Source organism: Mesorhizobium sp. M0408, from assembly GCF_040321495.1.
Classification (GTDB): domain Bacteria; phylum Pseudomonadota; class Alphaproteobacteria; order Rhizobiales; family Rhizobiaceae; genus Mesorhizobium.
In genome coordinates, this window is record NZ_JAMYRO010000002.1 from 233180 (window position 1) to 257123 (window position 23944).

The 23944-nt window shown below is 63.3% G+C and carries 19 protein-coding genes; 3 read left to right on the forward strand and 16 right to left on the reverse strand.

Annotated features, from left to right (window positions below; genetic code table 11):
- Positions 1 to 297 precede the first annotated feature (297 nt).
- The 8 genes from NKI67_RS03300 to bglB form a co-directional block, all read right to left on the reverse strand.
- Complete coding sequence (locus NKI67_RS03300) at positions 298 to 3426, reverse strand: PAS domain-containing protein (protein WP_023674194.1); 3129 nt, start codon at positions 3424 to 3426, stop codon at positions 298 to 300.
- A 655-nt stretch (positions 3427 to 4081) separates the two neighbouring features.
- The gene (locus NKI67_RS03305; protein ID WP_023674193.1) at positions 4082 to 5170 is read right to left on the reverse strand and encodes an ABC transporter ATP-binding protein; all 1089 of its coding nucleotides are present in this window, start codon (positions 5168 to 5170) and stop codon (positions 4082 to 4084) included.
- A 7-nt stretch (positions 5171 to 5177) separates the two neighbouring features.
- The gene (locus NKI67_RS03310) at positions 5178 to 6230 is read right to left on the reverse strand and encodes a carbohydrate ABC transporter permease (RefSeq protein ID WP_023674192.1); all 1053 of its coding nucleotides are present in this window, start codon (positions 6228 to 6230) and stop codon (positions 5178 to 5180) included.
- Positions 6227 to 7249, reverse strand: coding sequence for a carbohydrate ABC transporter permease (locus NKI67_RS03315; protein WP_023674191.1), 1023 nt, complete (start codon positions 7247 to 7249; stop codon positions 6227 to 6229). The genes NKI67_RS03310 and NKI67_RS03315 overlap by 4 nt, the downstream gene beginning before the upstream one ends.
- Positions 7246 to 8514, reverse strand: a complete 1269-nt coding sequence (locus NKI67_RS03320; RefSeq protein ID WP_352644458.1) for an ABC transporter substrate-binding protein — start codon at positions 8512 to 8514, stop codon at positions 7246 to 7248. Before NKI67_RS03320 ends, NKI67_RS03315 begins: the two co-directional genes overlap by 4 nt.
- 89 nt (positions 8515 to 8603) lie before the next feature.
- Positions 8604 to 11123, reverse strand: a complete 2520-nt coding sequence (locus NKI67_RS03325; RefSeq protein WP_023674189.1) for a hypothetical protein — start codon at positions 11121 to 11123, stop codon at positions 8604 to 8606.
- Positions 11120 to 11953 carry a 5-dehydro-4-deoxy-D-glucuronate isomerase gene (kduI, locus tag NKI67_RS03330; protein ID WP_051406061.1) on the reverse strand — a complete coding sequence of 278 codons (834 nt, stop codon included), beginning with the start codon at positions 11951 to 11953 and terminating at the stop codon, positions 11120 to 11122. Before kduI ends, NKI67_RS03325 begins: the two co-directional genes overlap by 4 nt.
- Positions 11950 to 13050 carry a beta-galactosidase BglB gene (gene bglB / locus NKI67_RS03335; protein ID WP_352592475.1) on the reverse strand — a complete coding sequence of 367 codons (1101 nt, stop codon included), beginning with the start codon at positions 13048 to 13050 and terminating at the stop codon, positions 11950 to 11952. The genes kduI and bglB overlap by 4 nt, the downstream gene beginning before the upstream one ends.
- A gap of 111 nt (positions 13051 to 13161) precedes the next feature.
- On the opposite strand from bglB, the gene NKI67_RS03340 reads away from it, so the two are divergent.
- Positions 13162 to 14229: a LacI family DNA-binding transcriptional regulator gene (locus NKI67_RS03340; RefSeq protein ID WP_031211070.1), complete on the forward strand. Its 1068-nt coding sequence runs from the start codon at positions 13162 to 13164 to the stop codon at positions 14227 to 14229.
- Here the strand turns inward: NKI67_RS03340 and NKI67_RS03345 are convergent.
- Both NKI67_RS03345 and NKI67_RS03350 read right to left on the reverse strand, forming a co-directional pair.
- On the reverse strand, positions 14214 to 14696 hold the full coding sequence (locus NKI67_RS03345) for a flavin reductase family protein (protein WP_023674185.1): 483 nt from the start codon (positions 14694 to 14696) through the stop codon (positions 14214 to 14216). The genes NKI67_RS03340 and NKI67_RS03345 overlap by 16 nt on opposite strands.
- Positions 14696 to 15853, reverse strand: a complete 1158-nt coding sequence (locus tag NKI67_RS03350) for an LLM class flavin-dependent oxidoreductase (RefSeq protein WP_023674184.1) — start codon at positions 15851 to 15853, stop codon at positions 14696 to 14698. The genes NKI67_RS03345 and NKI67_RS03350 overlap by 1 nt, the downstream gene beginning before the upstream one ends.
- A gap of 225 nt (positions 15854 to 16078) precedes the next feature.
- On the opposite strand from NKI67_RS03350, the gene NKI67_RS03355 reads away from it, so the two are divergent.
- Together NKI67_RS03355 and NKI67_RS03360 are read left to right on the forward strand one after the other, a co-directional pair.
- Positions 16079 to 16735: a GntR family transcriptional regulator gene (locus tag NKI67_RS03355; protein WP_352644461.1), complete on the forward strand. Its 657-nt coding sequence runs from the start codon at positions 16079 to 16081 to the stop codon at positions 16733 to 16735.
- A 60-nt stretch (positions 16736 to 16795) separates the two neighbouring features.
- The gene (locus NKI67_RS03360; protein WP_502909319.1) at positions 16796 to 17869 is read left to right on the forward strand and encodes a Gfo/Idh/MocA family protein; all 1074 of its coding nucleotides are present in this window, start codon (positions 16796 to 16798) and stop codon (positions 17867 to 17869) included.
- Between the two features lie 30 nt (positions 17870 to 17899).
- On the opposite strand, the gene NKI67_RS03365 is transcribed toward NKI67_RS03360, so the two are convergent.
- The 6 genes from NKI67_RS03365 to NKI67_RS03390 all read right to left on the reverse strand — a co-directional run bounded on the left by NKI67_RS03365 (position 17900) and on the right by NKI67_RS03390 (position 23740).
- Positions 17900 to 18958: an ABC transporter ATP-binding protein gene (locus NKI67_RS03365; RefSeq protein WP_352644465.1), complete on the reverse strand. Its 1059-nt coding sequence runs from the start codon at positions 18956 to 18958 to the stop codon at positions 17900 to 17902.
- Between the two features lie 39 nt (positions 18959 to 18997).
- Positions 18998 to 19819 carry a carbohydrate ABC transporter permease gene (locus tag NKI67_RS03370; RefSeq protein WP_023674179.1) on the reverse strand — a complete coding sequence of 274 codons (822 nt, stop codon included), beginning with the start codon at positions 19817 to 19819 and terminating at the stop codon, positions 18998 to 19000.
- Positions 19820 to 20722 (reverse strand): carbohydrate ABC transporter permease, encoded by a 903-nt coding sequence (locus NKI67_RS03375; RefSeq protein ID WP_245274609.1) that lies wholly within the window; start codon positions 20720 to 20722, stop codon positions 19820 to 19822.
- A gap of 35 nt (positions 20723 to 20757) precedes the next feature.
- The gene (locus NKI67_RS03380; protein ID WP_023674177.1) at positions 20758 to 22095 is read right to left on the reverse strand and encodes an extracellular solute-binding protein; all 1338 of its coding nucleotides are present in this window, start codon (positions 22093 to 22095) and stop codon (positions 20758 to 20760) included.
- A gap of 61 nt (positions 22096 to 22156) precedes the next feature.
- Positions 22157 to 22816: a GntR family transcriptional regulator gene (locus NKI67_RS03385; RefSeq protein WP_023674176.1), complete on the reverse strand. Its 660-nt coding sequence runs from the start codon at positions 22814 to 22816 to the stop codon at positions 22157 to 22159.
- A 39-nt stretch (positions 22817 to 22855) separates the two neighbouring features.
- Positions 22856 to 23740, reverse strand: a complete 885-nt coding sequence (locus NKI67_RS03390; RefSeq protein ID WP_031211068.1) for a dihydrodipicolinate synthase family protein — start codon at positions 23738 to 23740, stop codon at positions 22856 to 22858.
- Between the last annotated feature and the right edge of the window lie 204 nt (positions 23741 to 23944).

The following is a 23944-nucleotide window of genomic DNA, read 5'->3' on the forward strand; positions in this document are numbered from 1 at the left end:
CCGGTCCGGATCGGTCCAAGTCATGCGTTAACGCGCGCGTTGCGCTGGAATCGGTCTCGCCAAGTGAGTTGGGCGCTATCGTCATCGGGTGCCCCTGACGGACAAACAAACTCTGGAGATTGTCGGCGCTTCGTGTAGCACTTGCTCTTGATAGCTGGACTGGGCTGACGGACTCACGTAGCCACCCTAATCCCGCCACGCCCCAACCGCACCTCATGGAAATCCATGCATTGCACGGGGCGGCGGCGCCCCTTCACCGAGAGCCGAAAAAACCAAGCGCTTACTGAGCGCCGCCAGTTATTGCGCAGCTTTCGCTTCAACCGGGAGGGTGAAGATGAATGTCGCCCCACGCGGCACGCTATTCTCCGCCCAAAGGCGTCCGCCGTGAGACTCGATGATCGAACGGGAGATCGCGAGCCCCATGCCCATTCCGTTCCCTTTCGTTGTAAAGAACGGCTCGAATATCTTGTCGGGACGTTCGATACCCGGGCCTCGGTCGCGGACCTCGGTCTGGATCGTGTCCTCTATCCGGCGCACGCGCATTCCGAGAACCTTGTCGCCCGCCGTGTTGTCCATCGCCTCCATGCCGTTGCGAATGAGGTTGACCAGGACCTGCTGAATCTGGACGCGATCGAACGCAACCAGCGGAAGGTTGCTTTCGACGTCGATGTCCATGCGAACGCGACGCCGCATGGCTTCCTCGGCCATAAGGTCACGTGCTTCGGCAACGACGCTGGGGATCGGTGTGCTGGTTCTCATTTCAAGCGAAGGTCTGAACAAGGCACGGATGCGGCTGACGACATCCGCCGCCGAGTTGGCATCGCGGATGATACGCTCGGCCGTGATCTTCGCGCGCTCGACGTTCGGGGGCTCGGCGGACAGCCAACGGTGGCATGCGTTGGAGTTGGCTACGATGGCGGCCAGCGGCTGGTTCACCTCATGAGCGATGGATGCGGAGAGTTCGGCAAGGCTCGCCGCCTGGCTCGCACGCGCAAGTCTCTCTTGTGCCAGCCGAAGCTCCTCTTGTGTCCGCACCTCATTTTCGATGTCGAGGCAGATAACGTTCCACTGCACTATGGCGCCTTCAGCGTTGCGCATCGGCGCGGCGCGCGTCTCGACCCAGCGATATTCACCATCGAAGCGCCGCAGACGGTGCCGTCGCGCATACGGCTCGCCTGTGGACAGGCAATGGGCATATCTCTCTTTGACACCTGTCAGGTCGTCGGGATGAACACCGGCGTCGAGTGTGCCAGCCAGCCGGGACTTTCCCGCTTCGTCCAATTCCTCAAGATTGTATCCGAGGAATTCGCGGAGCTGCTGGCTGCGATATATCGGTTCGCCATCCGGCGCGGCGCAATCGATCATTGCCGGCAGCGTTTCAACGAGCTGCCAGAGAGCGCGTTCTCTCTCGCGCAGCGCCTCTTCGACGCGCAGCTGATCGTCGATGTCGTGCGTAAGGCCGTACCATTGGACGATGCGTCCACCCTGGTCCCGCAGCGGCTCCGCGCGGCCCTCCATCCAACGATAAACGCCATCGGCACGGCGCAGGCGATACTTCATGAAGAAGCGCTCGCCGGTGGCAAAGCAGCTGTCGAGTGCTTCCTTCAGGCTGGCTGCATCGTCGGGATGGACGACGGTGGCAATGAAGGCCGCCAGCAGGCTCGTGTCCGGCTTTTCCGCGTCCGCTATGTCCAGGCCGAGAAAATCTATCAGGCGCTTGTTGAAGAAGGTCGGCTCACCGTTGGGAGACAGCCGCCAGAGGTAGCTCGGAACCATGTTGACGAGCTGCGAGAGCTCTCGTTCCCGGTCGTGCAACGCGGCTTGCGTGGTCACCAGGTCATGGATGTCGACGCTCACGCCGTACCATTGGAGAATGCTGCCATCTTCGTCGCGCAGCGGCTCGGCGCGAGTCTCGGTCCAGCGATAGCCGCTGTCGGCCCGCCTCTGGCGATATCTCTGAACGTAAGGCACGCCCGTTGCGAATGAATGGCGGATCGCCTGCCGTGCGGTGTCGATATCGTCTGGGTGGATCACGCTCAGCGACGGCGACCCGTCCGGGGCGGTGATGTCGTGGAGCGTGGCCCCGGTTACATCGGTGAACCGTTTGTTGACGTAGGAAGGCGTCCCTTCCCGTGTCGTACTCCAGATCAAAGCGGGCACGGTGTCGATCAGCTGCTGAAGGCGCCGCTCACTTTTGCGCAACGCGGCCTGCGCGCGCACCTCATCGTCGATGTCGAGAGAAACCCCGTACCACTGCACGACCGTTCCGTCGTCATCGCGCCGCGGCTCGACCCTGCACTCTGCCCAGCGATAGGTGCCGTCTTTTTCGCGCCAGCGAAACCGCATCGCGGAGCCGCCGCCAGTTTCGAAACAGGTCAACAACGTGCGCTGCACCTCGGGCGCATCTTCGGGATGAATCACCTCGTGCAGCAACGTTTCGATGCCCGGCTCGCCGAGCACATCAAAGTTCGCGATAACGGAGCGGAAATGGTCCTGGTATCGCTTGTTGAAGTAGACCGGCCCGCCGGTCGGCATCACACTCCAGATGCGGACCGGCACCGCGTCGATCATGTGCTGAAGTTGCTGCTCGCTCTGCCGCAACGCCGCTTCGGCGTGCATCTGATCGTCTATGTCGTGACAGAGGCCGTACCACTGGACGATGCGGCCGGCGTCATCGCGCATCGGCTCCGCCCGGCTCGACATCCAGCGATAGACGCCATCGGCACGGCGCAGGCGATAGCGCATCGCGAAGCTCGCACCGGTAGCGAAGCAACCACGGAGTGCATCGCCGAATGCTGCCGCGTCGTCCGGATGAACGGCGGCCTGTATCATCACCGCCAGCCGGCTCATGCCCGGTCGGTCCAGATCCGCTACGTCGAGGCCGAGAAAGTCGACCATGCGCCCATTGAAGAAGATCGGCTCGCCGTCGGGATCGAGCCGCCAGATGTGACTCGGGACCATGTCCACGAGTTGCGAGAGTTCCCGCTCCCGGTCGCGCAATGCTGACTCGGCCCGCTTCTGGTCCTCAATGTCTATTGTCGTGCCGTACCATTGAATGATGCGCCCCTGGCTATCGCGAAAAGGTCGTCCTGAGCTTCGAAACCAGCGATAGACGCCATCGGCGCGCCGCAGGCGATGCTCGGTATCATAGGGATCGCCGGTTTCGAGGCAATGCCGCCATCTGGCGGCTACAGGATCATAATCGTCGGGATGGACGGCTCGACGCCAGCCGAACTCATCGTCGTCTTCGGAAGTGTTGAGACCCTCATGCGTGTTGCCGAGGAACGCCAGGGTGTTTGGGCTGACATAGGTGAATCTTCCGGCGGCATCGGCTGCCCACGCGTGGCCGGGCATGCTCTCGATGATTTGCAGCGCAAGCGTTGCTTCGGGGTCGATTTCGCCAAGTGAGTTGGACGCTGCTGTCATTGGCTTCTCCTGTCGGACAAAAAAGCCTGGGGACGGTCAGCGCTTGATATAGCACTTGTTTTCAATATCTGGACAGGCGAACTCACCGCCTAAATCTAGTTCCGCCATGCCTCGGCTGCATCTCATGGAAATCCATGCATTGCGCGGAGATATCGCCGCTACGGGGGCCCTTACGATGGCCTCGCGCGAGGAGCGACGCGGATCGATGCATCAACACATATCACTGGGAATACGAGCCGGACAGGTAAGACGCTACCGCTCGTCGAAGCAGACAGCAGCCACATCGCGCCTGCGAAGAGCAGAATGCCAAATGGCGCAAGCGTGATCAGGCGCATCCCGGTCCTTTGGATGACGAAGCCGGACAACAGAACCTGATCGGTAGTTCGTACTGAACCTCAGCACAGGTCGTATTATCAGTCAGCCGGATTCAGGCGCGCGAACGTGCCGGCGCGGATCTCCGTAGTGCCGAAGACCGCCCACGAGAAAATCCACTTTGAAGTGTTTCCGGATCATCCTGTGGCAGCAATGATCGCAGAGAGCGCCCTCTTGAAGAGTTCGGTTGTCTTAACGTTCACCTATTTTGACAAGCGCAACACGCATTCGCTGTGCGCAGTTGCGAGGGTTCATGAAAAGCAACCCACTATCTTGCCGCCGGCTAACGCGGTGCGACACGCAGCCCGGCGGCATCGAAGAGATGCATGCGCTCCGGCGGCAGAGCGAGGTTGATCGGCGGCCCTTGCGATTCAACGCCCTGCTGCTTGAGAACGGCGATAAGTTTGCTGTCGCCGGCAATGGTGGCGTGGACAACTGTTTCCGGTCCCAACGCCTCGGCCAGCGTTACCCGCGCTTCCACCGATCCCTTGCCGCCATTCGAAAGTTGGATGTCGTGTGGCCGGATGCCAAGCGTCGCGTCGTCTCCCGGTTTCAGCGCGACCCCGTCGGCGGCGATCGAGGCCGACAGCCCGCCTGGACCTTCGACACGCACCTCGGCGCCGCTTGCCGAACGCACCTTCACCGGCAGCAGGTTCATCCGCGGCGCGCCGATGAAGCCGGCGACGAACAGGTTGGCCGGCGCGTTGTAGAGATCGAGCGGCCGGCCGACCTGTTCGATCCGCCCCGAGCGCATGACCACGATGCGGTCCGCCAGCGTCATCGCCTCGATCTGGTCATGGGTGACGTAGACCATCGTGGTTGCCAGCCGCCGGTGCAGGCCCGCCAGTTCAGCGCGCATGGTGATGCGCAGTTCGGCATCGAGGTTGGACAGCGGTTCATCGAGCAGAAAGGCGGTCGGATTGCGCACCACCGCACGGCCGATCGCCACGCGCTGCTTCTGGCCGCCCGACAATTGACCGGGCCGGCGGTCTAGATAGGGAGCAATTTCCAGCATGCGCGTCGCTTCCGTGATCCGCGCGTCGATCTCGGCCTTCGGCATACGAATGTTTTCAAGCCCGAAGGCGAGGTTCTGGCGCACGCTCATGTGCGGGTAGAGCGCGTAAGACTGGAACACCATCGCCAGACCGCGTTGCGCGGCCGAAACGTTAGTGACGTCGACCCCGTCGATCTCGACCTTGCCGTCGGTCGGCCGATCGAGCCCGGCAATCAACCGCAGCAGCGTGGACTTGCCGCAACCCGACGGGCCGACGAGGACCAGCATCTCGCCGTCACCGACGTCGAGGTTGATGCCGTGCAAGATCTTCATCTTGCCGTAAGCGCGATCGATGTTGGTCAGCGTTATCCGTCCCATGACATCCTCACTTCAGCCCGGTGCCGGCAATGCCGGAAGTGATGTAACGCTGCAGGAAGACGAAGACGAGGACGACGGGGATCATCGTCACCACGGTCATCGCCAGGATGTAGTGCCACTGCACGTTTAGCTGGCCGGCATAGGTGTTGAGGCCGACCTGGAGTGTGTAGAGTTCCTTGCGCGACAGCACCACCAGCGGCCACAGAAAGTCGTTCCAGCGCCAGACGACCGAGAAGATCGCCAGCACGGCGAGCGCCGGTGCTGCAAGCGGCAATACGATGCGCCAGTAGATCTGCCATTCGGAAGCGTTGTCCATGCGCGCCGCATCGAGCAGCTCGTCGGGGATGGTCAGCATATATTGGCGCAGCAGGAAGACGCCGGTTGGCGTCGCCACGGTCGGCAAAATCACGCCCCACAGCGAATCGAGCAGTCCGACGGCGCCCACCACCGAATAGAGCGGCACCAGGATGACCGACAGCGGCACCATCAGCGTACCGACGATCACAAGCATCGTCAGATCGCGACCGCGGAACTTGTATTTCGACAAGGCGAAGGCGGCCATCGAATTGGTGAGCAGCGTGATCAGCGTTGCCATTGCCGTCACAAAAACCGAATTGCGCAGATAGCGCAGGAAGTCGAAATGGACGAAGGGCTCGGTGTAATTCTCCGTCGCGAAGCCGATTTCGCGCACCGGCTGCCGGTCGGCGATGTTGACCTTCACGATATCGTTCGGCGCCTGCGGATCCACCATTTGCGCCACGATGCCGATGCGCCGCACCTCGGCCAGCACCTTGGTCGAACCATCCGGCAACTTCACCCTGTAGAGGGTCAGCGGCTTGTCGTAGCCTTCGACCCTCGCGTGTTGGCTGACATAAGGCATTATGGTCGGCGGGAACTCGGCGAGCTGTGCCGGCGTCTTGAATGACGAACCCACCAGCCAGACGGCCGGGCCGAACATGATGACAACGCCGCCGAGCAGCCACAGCCAGCTCACGATATCCGTCCAGTGCCAGCCGCGACCGCCGCGCCGGCGGGTCAGGAATGTCATCACGCCGCTCATTCGCGGGCTCCTTTCCGCTCACCCCGGCGTCCGACCTGCAGCTGAACCAAGGTGAGCACGACCAGCACCAACCCCATCAGGATCGAAGCCGCCGAAGCCAGCCCCGGGTTGCGCAGCAGGGAGGCGAAGCCGATCTCATAGATGTACTGCGTGATATAGAGGGTCGAGGTTCCCGGCCCTCCACCCGTCAGCACATAGACTTCGTCGAAGATCTGCACAGCGCGGATCAGCGCCAGTACGATAACGACAAGCAGATTCGGCATCAGCAGCGGCAGCGTGATGCGCCAGAACACCCGCGCCGGCTTCGTGCCGTCCATCTCGGCCGCTTCGTAAAGGTCGCGCGGGATCGCCTGCAATCCGGCAAGCAAGATCAGCGTATAGAAGCCCATATGTGCCCAAACCGAAACGCTGACCGCGGCGGTGAAAGCCCAGAAACGGTCTGTCAGCCAGTTGTGCGGCTCGCCGCCCAGATCATGGACGATCAGGTTGAGCAGGCCCTGGCGCTGCAGGATCCAACGCCAGATCAGGCCGGTGACGACGGGCGACAACAGCACCGGAAAGAAGAACACCGCGCGCCAGAAGCTGCGCCCGACGATCTCGCGGTTGAGGATCAACGCTGTCGCCATCGACACGACCGTCATCAGCGCCACCTGCACGACGACGAACAGGCCGGTATTGTGCACGGCCTTCCAGAAGAGATCCTCGTGGCAAGTGGCAGTGTCCAGGTAGTTGCCGCAATCGAGCAGGCGCTGATATTGCTCGAGCCCCACATAGGTTCGGTCCTGCAGGAAGTAGGCCGTTCCCGACGTGGCCGAATAGAAAAAGTTGATGATCATCGGCACCAGGACGAAAATGCCGAAGATCGCCATGTTTGGGGCGAGGAAGAACGCGGCCATGCCGCCGGTGCCCGTCGCTCGCTGCCAGAACTTCAGCGGCACGTTGACGATCGACGCCAGCCACACGACCGGCGCCGCGAGGGCGGCGCCAATCCCTGCCTTCAGTGTCGCGGCGGCGGTCACTTCGCCTCGGCAACCTTGTCGGCGATATCCTGGTCGATCCTGCCCCAGGCATCGTCGAGGCTGAGCTCGCCGGCCATCACCTGGCTGACGCGCGTCACCAGCGCGGCGAAGTAAGCGTTGGCCCACTTCCACGGCGGCAGCGCATCGGCCGCCGGCAGGGTTTCACCCGCCGCCTTGACGAACTTGTCGAGCGCCGGACCGACGTTCTTGTCGGCCGAGACCCATTTCAGCCCGCCCTTGTCTACGACGCCCTTGTGCGCGGGCAGAAACAGCGTGCGCTCGCTGAACTCTTTTACCACGTCTCCACGGGCCAGATAATCCATGACCTTGGCGACGTCCTTGGGATTCTTCGTGTATTTGATGGCGACCAGCGCCGCGCCGCCCTTCACGCCCGAACAGCCTGCGATAGCGCAAGGCGAGCCGGTCGCCACCCAGTCGAAACTATCGCCGATCTTGGTCGATAGATTGGCGACCTGCCAGCTACCCGAATAATAAAACGGGATCTGGGCGTTGATGAAGTCGTCGGCGGCCGCGCGATAGGTCGAGCCTGCCGCCGAAACCCAGGTATCCTTCAGCATCAGGCCCTTGGCGGTCCAGTCGACGAGCTTGCCGACGAAAGCCTTGGTGCCGTCGTCCACTTTCGCCGGCATGCCATCGGGGCCGATATAGTTCGCTCCGAAGGAGACATTCGGACCCGAAATGCGGTGACCGGAACGGTCGATGGCGAAGGCAGCCGGAAGCTGCTGGCTCTTCGCCACCTCGGCGGCGGCTTTGACCCAGTCGTCCCAGGTCGCCTTGTCACCGGGCAGCGGCACGCCGGCCTGTTCGAACAGCGTCTTGTTGGCGAAGCCGCCGGTGAGCGTGAGCTGGGTCATGAAACCCGGGATGGCGTTGGAGCCGTCGGGGCGCATCCAGTCCAGCGTGTCAGCGAAATTGTCCTCCCAATATTTCGGATCGGCCACCAGTGGCCTGAGATCGAGCCAGTGCTGGGCAAGCTCCTTGATGTTTGTGACGCGGGCGATGTCCGGACCCTGGCCGGCTTCGAGCTGGATGGGCAACTGCTCCTGGATCACCTTGTAGGCGACGTTGTCGAGCGTGACGTGGATGTCGGGATTGTCCTTCATGAAGCGGTTCAGAATGTCCTGGATGACATCGCCCTCGACACCGTCCGAATACCACATGATGCGCACGTCGCCGGCAAACGCGCTGGTCGATGCGAGCAGGCTGACCGATAGCGCGGCCAGCAAAGTGCGGGTCTTATTCATGCTTCGTCTCCTCCTTTAGCGGGGCGGCGCCCCGATGGTTCAAGCCTGCTACGCCCTCCTCCTCTTGAGCGTCGCAGCCGATCTCCTCCCTACTCTCTGTGCTTCATGCGCATCGCCTCACCGCGCACGGTCCAGTTGGCCGGATCGAGTGTACGTCCCTCAGCCACGATCCTTGCGTCGGCGAGGAAATGCACCGTGCCGTATTCCGGATCCTCGACGATCAACTCGCCGCCGGGACCCGACCGCACCGACAGGTCCCCAAAAACGGCAGTCCAGGCGTCGAGGGCCGGCCGATTGGCATTCTGGTCACCGAGGCGAATGATCCATGTCGTCCTGCGTCCCGCCGCCCGCAACTCGTTGCCGGCCGTCGGGCCGGCCACTACCTGCGTGAGCGGAACATCCGTCTTCAGCATGACGAAGGCGTCGCCCGATTGCGCGAACGCCCGATCGCCACCCACTTGCACGGCATCGAAGGCACGTGCGGGAAACCAGGCGTGCGTGAAGTCGGGTTGTTCATCCGAGCAGAAGAAGCTGACGACGGCGAGGTCGCGGTATTGGTGAAGCCGGGGCAAAGTGCCTGAGCCACCCCAATATGATGGTCTGCCATATCCCGACTGCAGCACTTCGCCGGGGTGGTTGATCCAGATCTGCGCATCCGGATTCTTGCCCAGCCGGGCGTGAATGACGGTCTCCTGATAACCCCATTGGTTCCAGCGGTAGCCAGCGGCGCTGCCCATCGCATGGTCGCGCGTCTTGTAGTGGTAGAGCCGCGCGAAGCGGTCTTGTCCCTGCGCAAAAGTCCATTCCCACGCCGTATCGTCGGTGAGGGAAGCAATTGCTGCCAACCCGTCCGGAACGCTCAAATCGTGATCCCGCAGGCACAATGCCAGCTGCGGCAGCGCGTGAAAGCGCATGCCGTAGTTGCCCTTGCCCCAAAGCATGCGGCAGATGCCGGATAATTCCAGGGAACGCGCGGCGCGCAGCGTGTGCTCATAGGAGCGGCCCTGCGCCCCGGTGAGGATGCCGCGATGCGCCGAGCGGGCGACGATTTCAAGCAGGCGTATGATTGCCTTGCCGGCACGTTCGGCGATGTCCTTGTCCGGGGCCAGCGCGTAAAGCGCGCACAGGCCCTTGAGGTCGATCGGGAAATAAGGCGCCGAGTTGAACTCGGCCATCTCCCATGCCTCGAAATGGTCGAGCCAGGCGCGTACACGCGCGGCTCCAACCGCGGACTGTTCGCGGCCAAGGCGGCCCGACCGCACGAACCGCACATCAGGCAACAGGCCCCCGGCAATATAGGCGGCGGTGTGGAAGAGCAGCGCGTGGTTCTCGGAGAAGTACCACTGCACATCATTGCCGGGCTCGTCCATCCAGTAGCGATAGCCGAGGATGGCGTTGTCGACGCGCGCGCGCAGGCTCGCTTCCAGCCGATCGCCATAGGCCTTGCGGCACCACAGCAGCGGCACCAGGATGAAGTCGGCGCAATCGTGACAATCCTCGATCGCCGGCAGCGTGCCAGAGATCATGGCGTCGGTCTCGGCGCCCTGCCGCCCGATCGCCAGGCGCGCCAGCGCGCGCACGGTGTCGGCCTCGGCGTGACCGGCGACCTCGCGCAGGGCTTCATCTATACGCGCGGTAAGCGTTTCCGGCGCATCGCCCTGACGGCGCGCGTGGCATATCTCGACGCCGAAGACACGCGATACGGAATGGTCTGCGACCGTCAGCGCCACCTTGAAATGGCGAAAGTCGGCCGGCAGCTGCTCGGTATCGGCGATCGGCAGCCGCGTCTGGCCCGCCGGCAGATCGAAGGCGAAGCGCACCGGCGTCTCGATCGACATGAAATCGCCTTCGATCTCGATCTCGACTTGCGCGTCGCGCGGCAGGGCCACGCCGGTGACGAGCGCCACCTCGCCGCCGTCATAGGCGGGACGGTCGAAATGCATGTCGTCAAGGGCTGCTTCCATCGCATCGGCAACGCCGCTCTCGACTTCGATCGGCAGTGCCACCGAAGCAGCCGGACCGGATAGATAATCGAGCTGGAAATAGTAGCGGGCGTCGCGCTCTGCGAGATCGTCGAACCATATCCGGACGTCGTTGCGGCCAGCCTTCAGCGCGATCTTGAAATGCTCTGCACTTTCCAGGTTGCGGCCGTAGGGCGCCATCCAGCCGGCTTCCTCGCCATTGGCAAAGAGTGTGGCGCCGCCGCATGTGCGCAGCCGCACCAGCGCCTCGCCAGTCGAGGCCGCCTCGATGGTGGTCTCGGCCCAGGTTCCAAGCACCGTCGGCCGGAACCAGAAGCCCGATAGGTCGATGCGCGGCGAGGCGAAGGGCAGCCAGATGCGCTCGGCGCCGAATTCGGCGCTGACCTGTGGTCGCTTGCCGCGTCGTTCCGCTGCGAACTGCGTGCGGCACGGATATTCATGGGGAATGAAATTCTTGTGCTTGGTCAGGAAGAAGAAGGGATCCATCTCGCCTTGCATGGGCTGGTCGGCCACGTCGTAGCGTTGCTCGGCGATAGACCCGAGCCGCCAATAGACGATTGGCTGCCCCGCCATGAGCGGCCGGCGCAGCGTAAAGTCCGTCCGAACGCTTTGCGCGGCCTCGCTCATCGCAAATCCTTCACGGCAACTGGATCGACATCGGTGTAGGCCTGGTTCTCGCCGGTCATGCCCCAGACGAAGGCATAAGGGCCGGTGCCGGCACCCATATGGATAGACCAGGCAGGCGACAGGACGACGTCGCCGTCAGCGACCATCAGGTGGCGCGTCTTGTCTGGCCGGCCCATCAGATGGATTACACGGTCGGCCTCGGCGAGGTCGAAATAGCAATAAGCTTCCATGCGCCGCTCATGCAGATGCGGCGGCATGGTGTTCCACACACTGCCCGGCGCGAGGTCGGTGATCCCCATCAGCAAGAGGCAGGACGGGGCCACTTCGGGATGGATGTACATACGCAGCGTGCGCCTGTTCGCACGGGCCTCCTCGCCGAGCACAAGCGGCCTGGCTTCGCTGCTGACGATGAGACGGTGCGCAATATCGGCGCCAGCCGGCACCGAGTTCATGTAGAAGCGTGCCGGCCTCTCCGGATCGTCGCTCTCCAGCGTCACCTCACGCGCTCCGCGTCCGACATAGACGATGTCGCGGTTAGCCACGTGAAAGCGCCGGCCGTCCACCGCGACCGTGCCATTGCCGCCGAGATTGGCGATGCCCATCTCGCGCGCGTCAAAGAAGAGCGGGGTGCCGACTTCGGCCCCGTCGCCGAATGCCAGCGGGTTGGCCAGCGGCACCGCGCCACCGACGATCATGCGGTCGACATGGGTGTAGACGAATTCGATCGCGCCAGGCCGGAACAAGCCGTCGACGAGGAACTCGGCCCTCAGCCGGTCCGTGTCCATGCCGGCAATATCGCCCGGCGACGCGCCATAGAGCGTCCGCATCATGCCGCCTCCACCTTCGACTGCAGATGACGCGCCCCTTCGGTCAGGCACAGAATGGCCAGCGCCTGCCCGTAGCCCGTCGGATGGATGGGTATATCGCGATAGAACTGCAGGTCGGCGCCCATGCGTGTGCCATAGGACACGTTCGCCACCACACCTTTGTCATCGATGTTGGCTACCACGGCTTCCAAGGCGCGGAGGCCGGCGGCACGGCACTCTGTCGAGCCGATTCCGAGCCGCGCGGCCTTCATCAACCCGTAGCCGAAGCCGGCCGTGGCGGAAATCTCCTCGTAAGATGTCGGGTCGTCGAGCAGAGTGTGCCATGCGCCCGAACCTGCCTGCACCTCGAGCAGGGCGTTGATCTGCGTGTCCAGCACGCCGAGCAGATAGGCCCGGACCGAAGGTGCAATTTCGGCGAACTCCACCAGTTCCAGGATGCCGACGGTAATCCAGGCATTGCCTCTCGCCCAACGCGCGCGGGCGAAATTGTGCCGTCCCGCGAACGTCCAGCCGTGAAACCACAGCCCTGATGCCGGGTCAGCGAGATAACGGGCGTGGACCAGGAATTGCCTTTCTGCTTCCTCGACGAAGCGACGCTGGCCGGCAGCCTGGCCGTAGGATGCGAGGAACAGCGCCACCATGAACAGCGTGTCGTCCCACAATTCGTCGTCGTTGACCCGGTCCGAAACATCATGCTGGAAACCGCCTTCGGGCGTCCGTGGCAAGGCGGTGGCCACCCGCTCGGCCCATTCGCGCAGCACCGGCTCGAAGCGCGGCTGGCGCCGGCGCCGCCACAATTCGCTTAGCGCCAAAAGGGGCGCGGTGGTGTTGACGTTCATCGCAGGGAGACCGGCAGCGATGCGTCGGTCGTACCAGGCCTCGATCGTCTGCAGCAGCCGATCGTCGCCGGTCTGCGCCCACAGCCGAATCAGCCCGTAGAGCCCGACGCCTTGCGGCCATTCCCAGCTGTCGAAGCTGACATAGTCGCCCGGCGTGCCGTCGAGATTCGGCTCATGGAACCGCCCGTCATGACGCAAGCCGGTCATGCCGGCCACAAGGCTGGCAAGCACGGAATTCAGGCGTTCGGCCGATAGCGGCATCACTCCTCCCGTTTCTCCCGCTTCATCGGAACTGTTTCACAGCCATTTTTCTTGCGCAATCTGAAAATTTTTTGCATTAATCGGATGACTTTGCCGGAGGTGACGGAGCGGATGAATATCCAGGGCAAGCGCGGCCGCCCCAGCCGCCGCATTCGACTTGAAGAGATAGCGGCGCGTTGCGGCGTGTCGGTCAGCACCGCCTCCCGTGCGCTGAGCGGCGTCGGCGGCGTGAGGGACGAGCTTCGCACCAGGATCATCGAAACGGCGAAGTCGATGAACTATGCCATTCCCGCCTCGGTTGCCGGCCGCAAGGTCATCCTGGCCGCAAGCAGCGTGGCAATGGTGGACAGTGCCCGCAATCAGTTCACCTACCATGTCCTTGATGGACTCAACGAGCGCGCCCGGTTGCTGGGCGTCGAACTCGTGACCCGGCCGGTTTCGGCGCCCGAGGACGAAATAGCGCTGCTGCGTGAATCCGAGCGCGACGACAGCGTCGCCGGCTGCCTGTTTCTGACGCTGGACGATGACGATGTGCTGACGCTGACAGCCGGATTCGCCAAGCCGATCGTGCTCGTCAACGGCGACGATCCCTCGATGCGCCATTCGAGCGTGACGCCCTGCAATCGCTCTGCCGCCATGCTTGCGGCGCAGCATCTGATCGGCCTCGGCCACCGCCGCATCCTGTTCCTGATGCGGCGTGGCCGGCGCACGATCGAGCGGCGCTACGAAGGTTGGCGCGACGCGCTGATCACAGCCGGAATTGCCGGCTTCGACGACTTCGTGGTTGAGGTGCAGGACTGGCTGCCGGGACTTGCGAGCAGGGCCGTGACCGAGCGCATCGCGGCCCGTGGCCTCGATTTCACCGCCGTGCTGACGGCCGGCGACAGCTTGGCGTTTGGTGCCATCGCCGGCGTCCAGGAGGCCGGATATTCGGTGCCTGGCGATGTGTCCGTGGTCGGTATGGACGACTTGCCGCTCGCTGCCTTCTGCAACCCGCCGCTGACGGCGATGCACATTCCCATGCGCGAGATTGGATCGGCGGCGCTTAGCCTGCTGCTCGACGATATGGCCCATTCGGGGTCGCCGCCGCGTCGCGTCGAACTTGCCTGCAATCTCGTGGTGCGCCAGTCGACGGCACCAGCCCGAAGCGGCGCCGGCGGTCATCAACTGGCCTCTTGAGCGCGCGACTTGCCGCCAGCGAAAAGCAGCGGCAAACCCTCTTGCGTCTGCAGTTCAAGGACACGTCCAAGCAGGATCATATGGTCGCCAGCCGGGAAGCGGTCGGCGACGCTGCATTCGAACCGCGCCAGTGCGCGCGGCAGCAATGGCACGCCGTGCTCGCTCCACGACAGGTCAAGATCGGCAAAGTCCGTCCCCGACTTCGAAAAACGCCAGCACAGATCGATTTGATCTTCCGCCAGCACGTGAATGGCGTAGTGCGCGGAATTGGCGAAGGCTTCGAACCGGCGCGAGTGGCGGCCGATAGACCAGAGCACCAGCGGCGGATCGAGCGACACGGATGAGAAGCTGTTGGCAGTGATTGCGACCGGGCCGTCGGCCGTGCCGGTGGTGACGACCGTGACGCCGGTGGCGAAGCGCCCGAAGGCATTGCGCAAAAGGCGTGGATCGCACACGACATGCTCCATCAGCGGCGCTCCCCCGTTCCCAATGGTGTCGCCGGGGTCCGTTCCGGCACACGGCCATAGGCGTGCGGGAGCGAGCATGTCTTGAGCTGGGGCAGCACCTTGGTGCCGAAATGACGCGCCTCGTCGAGATGCGGGTAGCCGGAAAAGATGAAGGCGCGGATCCCCAACTTCATATACGCTTCGATTTCCGACAGAACCTGATCGGCCGAGCCCACGAGCGCCGCGCCGCAACCAGAGCGCGCCCGCCCGACGCCCGTCCACAGATGCGGCTCGACATAGCCTTCGGCATCGGCGATCTGGCGGTTCCTGGCTTGGTGCGATACGCCGAGCGATCGGGCGTCGAGCGCGCGCTCGCGGATCGCCCTGCCCTGCTCGTCGTCCAGCTTCGAAACCAGCTCCCGGGCATATTCCTTTGCCTCGGCCTCGGTATCGCGCACGATCATGTGGACGCGCAGGCCGTAGTCGAGCGTCCGCCCATGGCGCTCGGCGCGTTCGTGGACGGCCTTCATGCGGCCGGCAAGTTCCTCCCTGGTTTCCGGCCACATCAGGTAGACATCGCACTGTTCGGCGCAAAGCTCGAGCGCGTCGGGCGAATAACCGCCGAAATAGAGCAGCGGGCCGCCATTTTGCTGATAGGGCTTCGCTGGCGCCGTCGAGAGTCCTTTATAGCGATAGACCTCGCCCTCAAAATCGATGCTGTCCCTGGTCCAGGCCTGGCGCAGGATCTGCACAACCTCGCGCGAACGCTGATAACGGTAGGCGCTGTCGGCTGTCTCGCCCGGAAAGTCCGACGAAATGATGTTCACCGTCAGCCGGCCTTCCAGCATGTGATCCAGCGTCGCAATCGTGCGCGCCAGCATGATCGGCTGCATCTCGCCGCAGCGCACAGCGGCGAGCAGATTGATCTTCGAGGTGATCGGCGCGCAGCCGGCTACGAAGCTCAGCGTGTCCTGGCCGACCTGATAGGACGACGGACACAAGATGTTGCGGAAACCTAGTTCCTCGGACGTCTTCACGATCTCGGAGCAATGCGCCCAGCTCGAGCGCAACGCGCCGTTCGGCACACCGAGATAGCGATGGTCGTCCGAGCAGAGTGCGGCGAACCACGAGACTTCGGCTGCATCGAGATCCGGCGAGGTGATTGGGACGATGCTCATTGCCACTCTTCAAAAAAGAAGCCCGGGCCATTCTTCAAAGAGGTCCGGAGCTGCGAATAGGGCTTGCGTAGCATTCGTTTTGGTGTAGATCAATACTGTATCAATTTGAGCCAAACCCGAAACCGGGATGTGATTGGACACCGGATGCATTTGACAAGGGCGGACCCCGGCCACCGATCCAGCCAGATGCGTGGGCCCTTGCCTGTGCACTTGCAGACCAGCGAAATGCTGATCCGCGAAATCGCGGCCGGACGGCTGGCCGACGGGGCGCGGCTGCCGCCCGAGCGCGAGATGGCCGCGAGCCTCGGGATTGCCGTCGGCACGCTCAGGCGGGCGCTGGCAGATTTGACCGAAAAGGGCCTTCTCGACCGCATCCAGGGCTCGGGCAACTATGTGCGGGCGCGCGGCGACTTGCTCGGGGTCTATGCCTTTTTTCGCCTGGAGCGCATCGGCGGTGGCGGCCTGCCGAGCGCCGACGTGCTGTCCGTCGAGCGACTGCCCAAGCCCGCCGACCTGCCCCAATTCGGCAGCGCCGGCGAAGCCCACCGTATACGCCGGCTGCGGCGGCTCGACGGCGAGCCGGCCGCGGTCGAGGAGATCTGGCTGGACGTCAGCCGCGCCGAGCGGCTCAAGCGCCAGGATTTGTCGGAATCCCTCTATCTCCACTACCGGCTCGCGCTCGGCTTTTCGATCGTTCGCGCCGAAGACCATGTTGCCGTCGCACCCGCCCCGGACTGGGCCCCGCTCGAATTCAGGCCACCGCCGGGGACGGTCGTGGGGTTCATAGAACGTATCGCCTGGGCTGGCGACGGCGCCAGCGCGGAATATTCCCGCAGCTGGTTCGATCCGGGCGCGGCGCGGTACGTCACGCGTTTCAGATAGGCCGGAGGAAGACGCAGCGTGACCAGATCATCGATCGGCTACGGCATCATCGGCTGCGGCATGATGGGCCGCGAGCATATCCGCAACATCACTCTGTTGCCCGACGCGCATGTGGCCGCGATCGTCGAGCCGGACCCCGGCATGTTGGCGGCGTCGCTGGCGACGGCGTCGGGCGCGCGATCGGCGGCATCGATCGCCGAACTGCTGGCCATGGATGAGGTGGACTGCGTCTTGATTGCCAGCCCCAACCACCAGCACCTCGGTCAGATGGAGCAGATCGCCGCACTTCGACCACTGCCGGTACTGGTGGAAAAGCCGCTCTTCACCGAGGGCGCCGACGAGGGGCGGATCGCGGCGTTGAAAGCTCGGCTTCCGCTCGTCTGGGTGGCCATGGAATATCGCTATATGCCCCCCGTCGCCGTATTCGTCGAGCAGGCGCGCCACGCCACCGGCGGCATCCGCATGCTGACGATCCGCGAGCATCGCTTCCCGTTTCTGGCCAAGGTCGGCGACTGGAACCGCTTCAACCGCAACACCGGCGGCACGTTCGTCGAGAAGTGCTGCCACTTCTTCGACCTGATGCGGCTGATCCTCGGATCGGACCCCGTCCGCGTGATGGCGAGCGCTGGACAGGCCGTAAACCATCTCGACGAACGCTATGGCGGTGAGAGGCCGGATATCCTTGACCATGGCTATGTGCTGGTTGATTTCGCGAGCGGCGCGCGCGCCATGCTGGAACTGTGCATGTTTGCCGAGGGCAGCCGCTACCAGGAGGAACTCTGCGCTATCGGCGGCGACGGAAAGATCGAATGTCTGGTGCCCGGACCAGGCCGTTTCTGGCCGACCCACCTTGGCCCTGCGCCAGTGCCCCAGTTGATCGTTAGTCCGCGCAATCCGCCTGGACCACGACTGCTGGAGATTCCCGTCGACCCCCGGCTGCTCGAGGCAGGCGACCATAACGGTTCGACCTATTTCGAGCACGCCCGCTTCACCGCTGCGGTGCGCGGACAGAGCAAGGTTGAAGTGACCTTGCAAGACGGCTGGTGGGCCGTCGTCATGGGTCTCGCCGCCCAGAGATCGGCCCGCGAAGGCCGCGCCATCGAACTCGCCGGTGAATTCGCCTTGCCGACCTAAGGCCGACCACGCATTCAGCGGACCACCGAGTCAGATGCGCCGACCAGTTTCGGCGTCGAACAGATGCGCACAGGCGCGGTCGATTTCGATCCGCACTCCTTCGCCTTGCTTGAGCACAAGCCTTTCTCGGAACAGGCAGGAGATTTCTTCACCGGAGCAGTCGACCCTGGTGAAGATTTCCGAGCCTGTCGCCTCGAGAAGCGTGATCGTGCCCGGCACGCCTTGCCCCGTCGCCCGGATATGTTCCGGACGAATGCCGTAGACGAGTTCGCGTCCTGCGGCATCCGCCGGCTGGGCGCCTTCCGGCAACGGCAGGACCAACCCGCCGGCGCTGCGGAACACGCCCTCCTCGATGCGGCCGGCGATGAAGTTCATGGCGGGCGAGCCGATGAAACCGGCAACGAAGAGGTTGGCCGGATGGTCGTAGAGGTCCAGCGGCGCGCCGATCTGCTCGACCAGGCCGTCATGCAGCACGACGATCTTGTCGGCCATCGTCATGGCCTCGATCTGGTCGTGCGTGACATAGATCGTCGTGGTACCCAGCCGCTGGTGCAGGGCCTTGATTTCGCCGCGCATCTGGACGCGCAATTTGGCATCGAGGTTGGAGAGCGGCTCGTCGAACAGGAAGACCTGTGGGTCGCGTACGATCGCGCGGCCCATGGCGACGCGCTGGCGCTGGCCGCCAGAAAGCTGGCGCGGATAGCGGTCAAGCAACTTTTCCAGGCCAAGAATGCCGGCTGCCTTCCGGACCCGGCCAGCGGTGTCGGCCGGATCGGCTCTCTTGATCTTGAGGGCAAAGCCCATATTGTCGGCCACAGTCATATGCGGATAGAGCGCATAATTCTGGAACACCATGGCGATGTTCCTGTCCCGTGCCCGCAGATTGTTGACCATACGCTCGCCGATGGCGATCTTCCCGCCGGAGATCGTTTCAAGGCCTGCGATCATGCGCAGCAGCGTCGATTTTCCGCATCCCGACGGGCCGACCAGGATGACGAATTCGCCGTCGGCGATATCGACGCTGACGTCGTGAATGATCTTGGTGGCCCCGAAGGCCTTCTGCACGTTGTTGATCGTTACCGATGCCATTGGAAATTTCCTGGAAAAAGAGTGATGTCTGGGCGCCCCTCAGCCGCCCTTGACGGCGCCGGCGGTCAGCCCCGCGACGATCTGCCTTTGCGCGAACATGGTCAGGATCAGCACCGGCAACGTCACCACCAGCGCCGCCGCGGCGAGCGGCCCCCAGCTGACCTGCTCGTAGGACAGCATGTTGTAGACGGCGACCGGGAGTGTGCGCGTCTCACGGCTGGCGAGCACCACGCCGAAGACGAAATTGTTCCACGAGAAGATCACGGACAGGATGAAGGCGACGACGATGCCCGGCTTGGCGATGGGCAGGGCAACCAGCCGGAAAACCTGCCAGGAGCTGGCGCCGTCGATGTTGGCCGCCTCTTCCAGTTCCATCGGCGTGGTCTCGAAATAGCCGATCATCACCCACACCACGATCGGCACCGTCACCACCAGATGGATGATGATCTGCGGCCACAGCGTGCCGAGTATCCCGATCCATTGGAACAGCAGAAACAGCGGGATGAGATAGGATAGCCCAGGCGTCATGCGGGCGATCATGATGACGACCGCCGATCGTTCAGCCTTGAGCCGTGCGATGCCATAGCCGGCCGGTACGCCGATCAGCAGGGCCAGCAAGGTCGCCGTGCCGGTCACCAGAACCGAATTCCAGAGATAGAGCAGGAAATTGTTCTCCTCGAACACCTTTACATAGTTCGACCAGGCGAAGCGTTCGGGGATCAGGATCGGCGGATAGGCACCGTTGTCGATCTCGAATTTCAGCGACAGCGAGATCATCCAGAGGAAGAACAGGATCGCCGGCGAGACGAAAACCAGGGCAGCGAAAAACAGACCGATCTGGTTGAGCAGCCGTGAACTCATCTATTTGCCCTCCGTATCGATCCACTGCGAGCGTTGGCGCAGCATCAGCAGGACAAACGACAGGGCCACGATGACAATGAAGAACACCACGGCCATGGCCGAGCCGTAGCCGATATCGTAGTAGGAGAAGGCGGTGTTGTAGAGATAGATGTTGATGGTCTCCGACGCCGTTCCCGGCCCGCCCTGGGTCATCGCGTAGATGATGTCGAAGCTCTTCAGCGCATCGATGGTGCGGATGATGACCGCGATCATCAGGAACGGCGCGATCATCGGCAGAGTGAGATAGCGGAATTGCTGCCAGGCATTAGCGCCGTCGATCTCGGCGCTTTCGAAGGGCTCGCGCGGCACCGAGGCCAGCCCGCCAAGCACGATCAGCATGACCAGCGGCGTCCACTGCCAGGTCTCGACCGCAACCAGCGACGGGATGACCGTGTTGGCGTTGAATATCCATTCCTGAGCCGGGATGCCGACTAGCGACAGCAGGTAGTTGAGCACGCCAAGCTGAGGATGGAACATCATTGTCCAAACCAGTGCGACGGCAACGGGTGTCGCCATCATCGGCATGACGAAGACGCCGCGCAGCAAGCCGCGCAGCGGAAACCTGGCATCGAAGATCAGGGCGGCCAGAGTGCCCAGCAGCATCGGCGCTGCAACCGAGAGGAAGGTGTAGGTCAACGTATGAACAAGGGATTCCCAGAAACGTGGGTCGCTGGCCAGGCGGAGATAGTTTTCCATCCCGGCAAAGCTCCGCGACTGGCCGAGCGTCCAGCGATTGACGCTCATCCACAGGGTGAAAGCCCAGGGGAAAACGATGACGGCGCCGACGACGACGAGTGCGGGGACAACGAAAGGCCAGTAGTTGGGAGCCAGCCGGATCGTCTGGCTCCCGTCGATAACCGGCATCGTCACCCCGGTCTGTTCTGGGGTGGTGGCCGACATCAGCCCTGCTCGCTCCTGTCGAGAACCGGCTGGAACTGTTCGGTGGCCTTCTTCAGCTCCGCGGCGGGATCGGCGCCGGCAATCATGTTGGTCAGCGCCACGCCATAGATGTCGCGGAATTCCGTGACCGGGATGATGACCGGCAGTGCCAGCCGACTGATATTGCCCGAGCCGACCACGGCATCAAGCCAGCTTGCCGGCATGGTGACGCCTTCGCGCACCTTGGGATCCTCCAGCACGGATTTGCGGAACGGAACGCCGGCGCCGGCCTGCAACAGCCGTGCACCCATGGTTGGCGATACCGCCCACTGGCAGAACAGATAGGCAGCCTCCTTCTTCTCGCTGGCGGCGGTAACGCCAATCCCGTCGCCGAAGGTGCCCGAGGCATGCGCCTTGGGACCCTTGGGCATCACGCCATAACCGACCTTGCCGACCACCCTCGATTTTTCCGGATTTTCCATCGGCGGGGCAAAACCCACGCCGTCGAGCCACATGCCGATCTTGCCCTGCAGGAAGGCCGACTGTGCTTCGGCCCAGTTGAACCCGGTAACGCCCGGAGGGGCGGACTTGGTCATCAATCTTTGATAGAGTGCGGCAGCCTCGATCGCCTCGGGAGCCTCGGTGCGCAGCTTGCCCTTGTCATCTAGCGGCGTCATGTCGTAGCCGAGCATCAGCGACGTCCACACCGGCGTGTTTGCGTTCTTGAGCCCGCGGGCGACGAAGCCGTATGTATTGGTCGAGGGGTCGGTCAGCGCTTCGGCGGCTGCCACCAGTTGTTCGAAGGTCTCTGGGTATTTGAGGCCCTTGGCCTCGAACAGCTCCTTGTTCCAATACAGGATCCAGTAGTCCACCGAGAACGGTAGCGAGCGCAGCACGCCCTGGCCGTCCTTGGCAAACAGCATGCCGGCTTCGGCGAAGTCGCTTTCGACCAGCGCCGGGTCGGTGAGCGACGGATCGGCGAGATAGCCGGCGATGTCGGCCAGCCAGCCACCCTTCTCGAACTGGCGCTTCTGCACGTGGTAGCTCAGATGCACGACGTCGAAGCTCGGCTTGCCCGAGCTCAACTCGATCACCGTCTTCTGGCGCTGCTGCTGCTCGGGCGTTGCCTCGGCATTGACCTTGATGCCGGTCAGTTCCTCGAACTCGGCGAGATATTTCAGGATGGTGTCGCTGCGCGGGCTTTTCACCAGATTGACGTCAAGCGTCGTCCCGGCAAAGCGTTTCCAGTCAACGCCTGCGGCAAAGCCGGGGCGAAGCCCCACAAGGCCGGCCGCGGTTAGCGCCGCGGTTCCGGCAAGGAGTTGCCTCCTGGTTGGGTTGAACAGATTGGACGACATTTCTTCCTCCCGGTTGCTGTCGTTGTGGATGCGCCGCGAACCGCGGCGCGGCTATATTTTCTCAGATCTGGAGCGCCAGCCGGCGCGCATTGTCGATATGCAGACTGATCGCTTCAACCGCTTTTTGCGGATTGCGGCTCTCCATGGCTTCGATGACCGCCAAATGTTCGCGCATCACCGGCACCACACGACCGTCGATGCGGAAACGCTCCTGGTGGATCAGCCGGATTTTCACCGAGTTGACCAGATAGGCCTTGGCGATAATCTCGTTGCCGAGCGCATTGATGAAGGTGTCGTGCATCGCCCAGTCGATGTTCTGAGCCTTGGCTTCCATTTCCGGCGTCGGCGCCTGCCCGAGAGCTTGAGCCAGCATCTCTTCATGTTCGCGCCGCATGCGGGCAAGTTCGGCATCAGAAGCGCTGGTCGTGAATAGCGCCACTGCCTCGCGTTCCATGAACAACCGAAACTGAAATGCCTCGCGGATCAGATTGATGTCAATATGCGCGATCTGCATGCCGCGCTGCGGGATGGTGGTCAGCAGTCCCTCGGCCTCGAGACGCGGGACGATCTCGCGAATGGCACCCAGCGGCAGCCCGGTGAAAGCGACCAGTTCGCGCTGTGACACGAACTGCCCCGGCCGCAGATCGCGGGCCAGCAAATGCCGCGTGAAGCTGGCATAGGCCTTCTCCCGGAGAGTGATCGGTTCGCTGCCGTCTTCCACTTCAGCTCGCTTCCTTGTCGGTCAGCCCGGCCTTGTCGGTCAGGCCGCCTCTGTCGCAAACAGCCTGTCGTAGGCAGCGGCAAGCTGCCGCTGCCCCTGCGGATCGATCGCCTCTAGGGGCGGGCGGACCGCCAGCCAGCGCTCGTCGCCGGTCTTGCGCGCGACCATGACCTTCACCGCCGGCGTGACCGGGTATTTGAGCAATTCGAGCACGAAGTCTTCGACGCGTGGGTCGTCGCCCCCGTTTTCGACCATTGCCCGGATTTCGCCGGTAACAAAATTAGCCATGCCGGAAATCGCGCCCTGTCCGCCGCGGCGCACGCTTCTCGCCAGATGCCGTTCGTCGCCGATGAGGATCACCAGATCGCCGTGCGCCTCAAGCAGCGCCTCACTGTAGCTCCAGTCCCCGCCGGAATCCTTCACCCCGGCCACCACAGCGGGAAAAGCGGCGCGCAGCCGGCCGATCAGCCCAAGCGGGAGCGGCACCATGGTGACTGAGGGGATGTTATAGAGCAGCACGTCGCGCGCCAGCGGACCGAGTGCGGCGAAGACGGCGGAAAACCATCCGAACAGCCCGTCCTCGCCGACATTCTTGAAGTAGCTCGGCGGAGCGAGCAGAATGTTGCGAACGCCGCGCTGCAAAGCGTGCCGGGCCTGATCGGCGGCATCTTCGGCTGCATCGACCAGCACTCCGGCGACGAGCTGATGTGGCGGAATACCGGCCGCCAGCATGGCCTCGGTGACGATCCGTCGCTCGTCGGTGCCGACTGAGGCTCCTTCGCCGGTGGTGCCGAACAGCGTCGCGCTGCTGCAGCCGGCGCCAAGGCAGGCTCGGGCATGCGCGATCATCGGCGCGAGCGCTATCTGCCCCGACGGGTCGAAGGGTGTGGTCAGGGCAACCGAAAGACCAAAGCGGGAAGCCAATGCGATCTCCGTTGAAATCAATGTGGACGTAGCGTTAGCACGCTAACATGTCAGATGTAAACGGGTGATCTTGCCAACTCGGCATCGCCGAACGGCGCTGCCGCGGCAGCGCCATCGCCGATCATTTTCCGCCACTCGAACATCACATATGCAGCTGTCCCCGAGCCTCTGCGGGATTGGCTGGACGAGGCAGCCTAAGCTCGA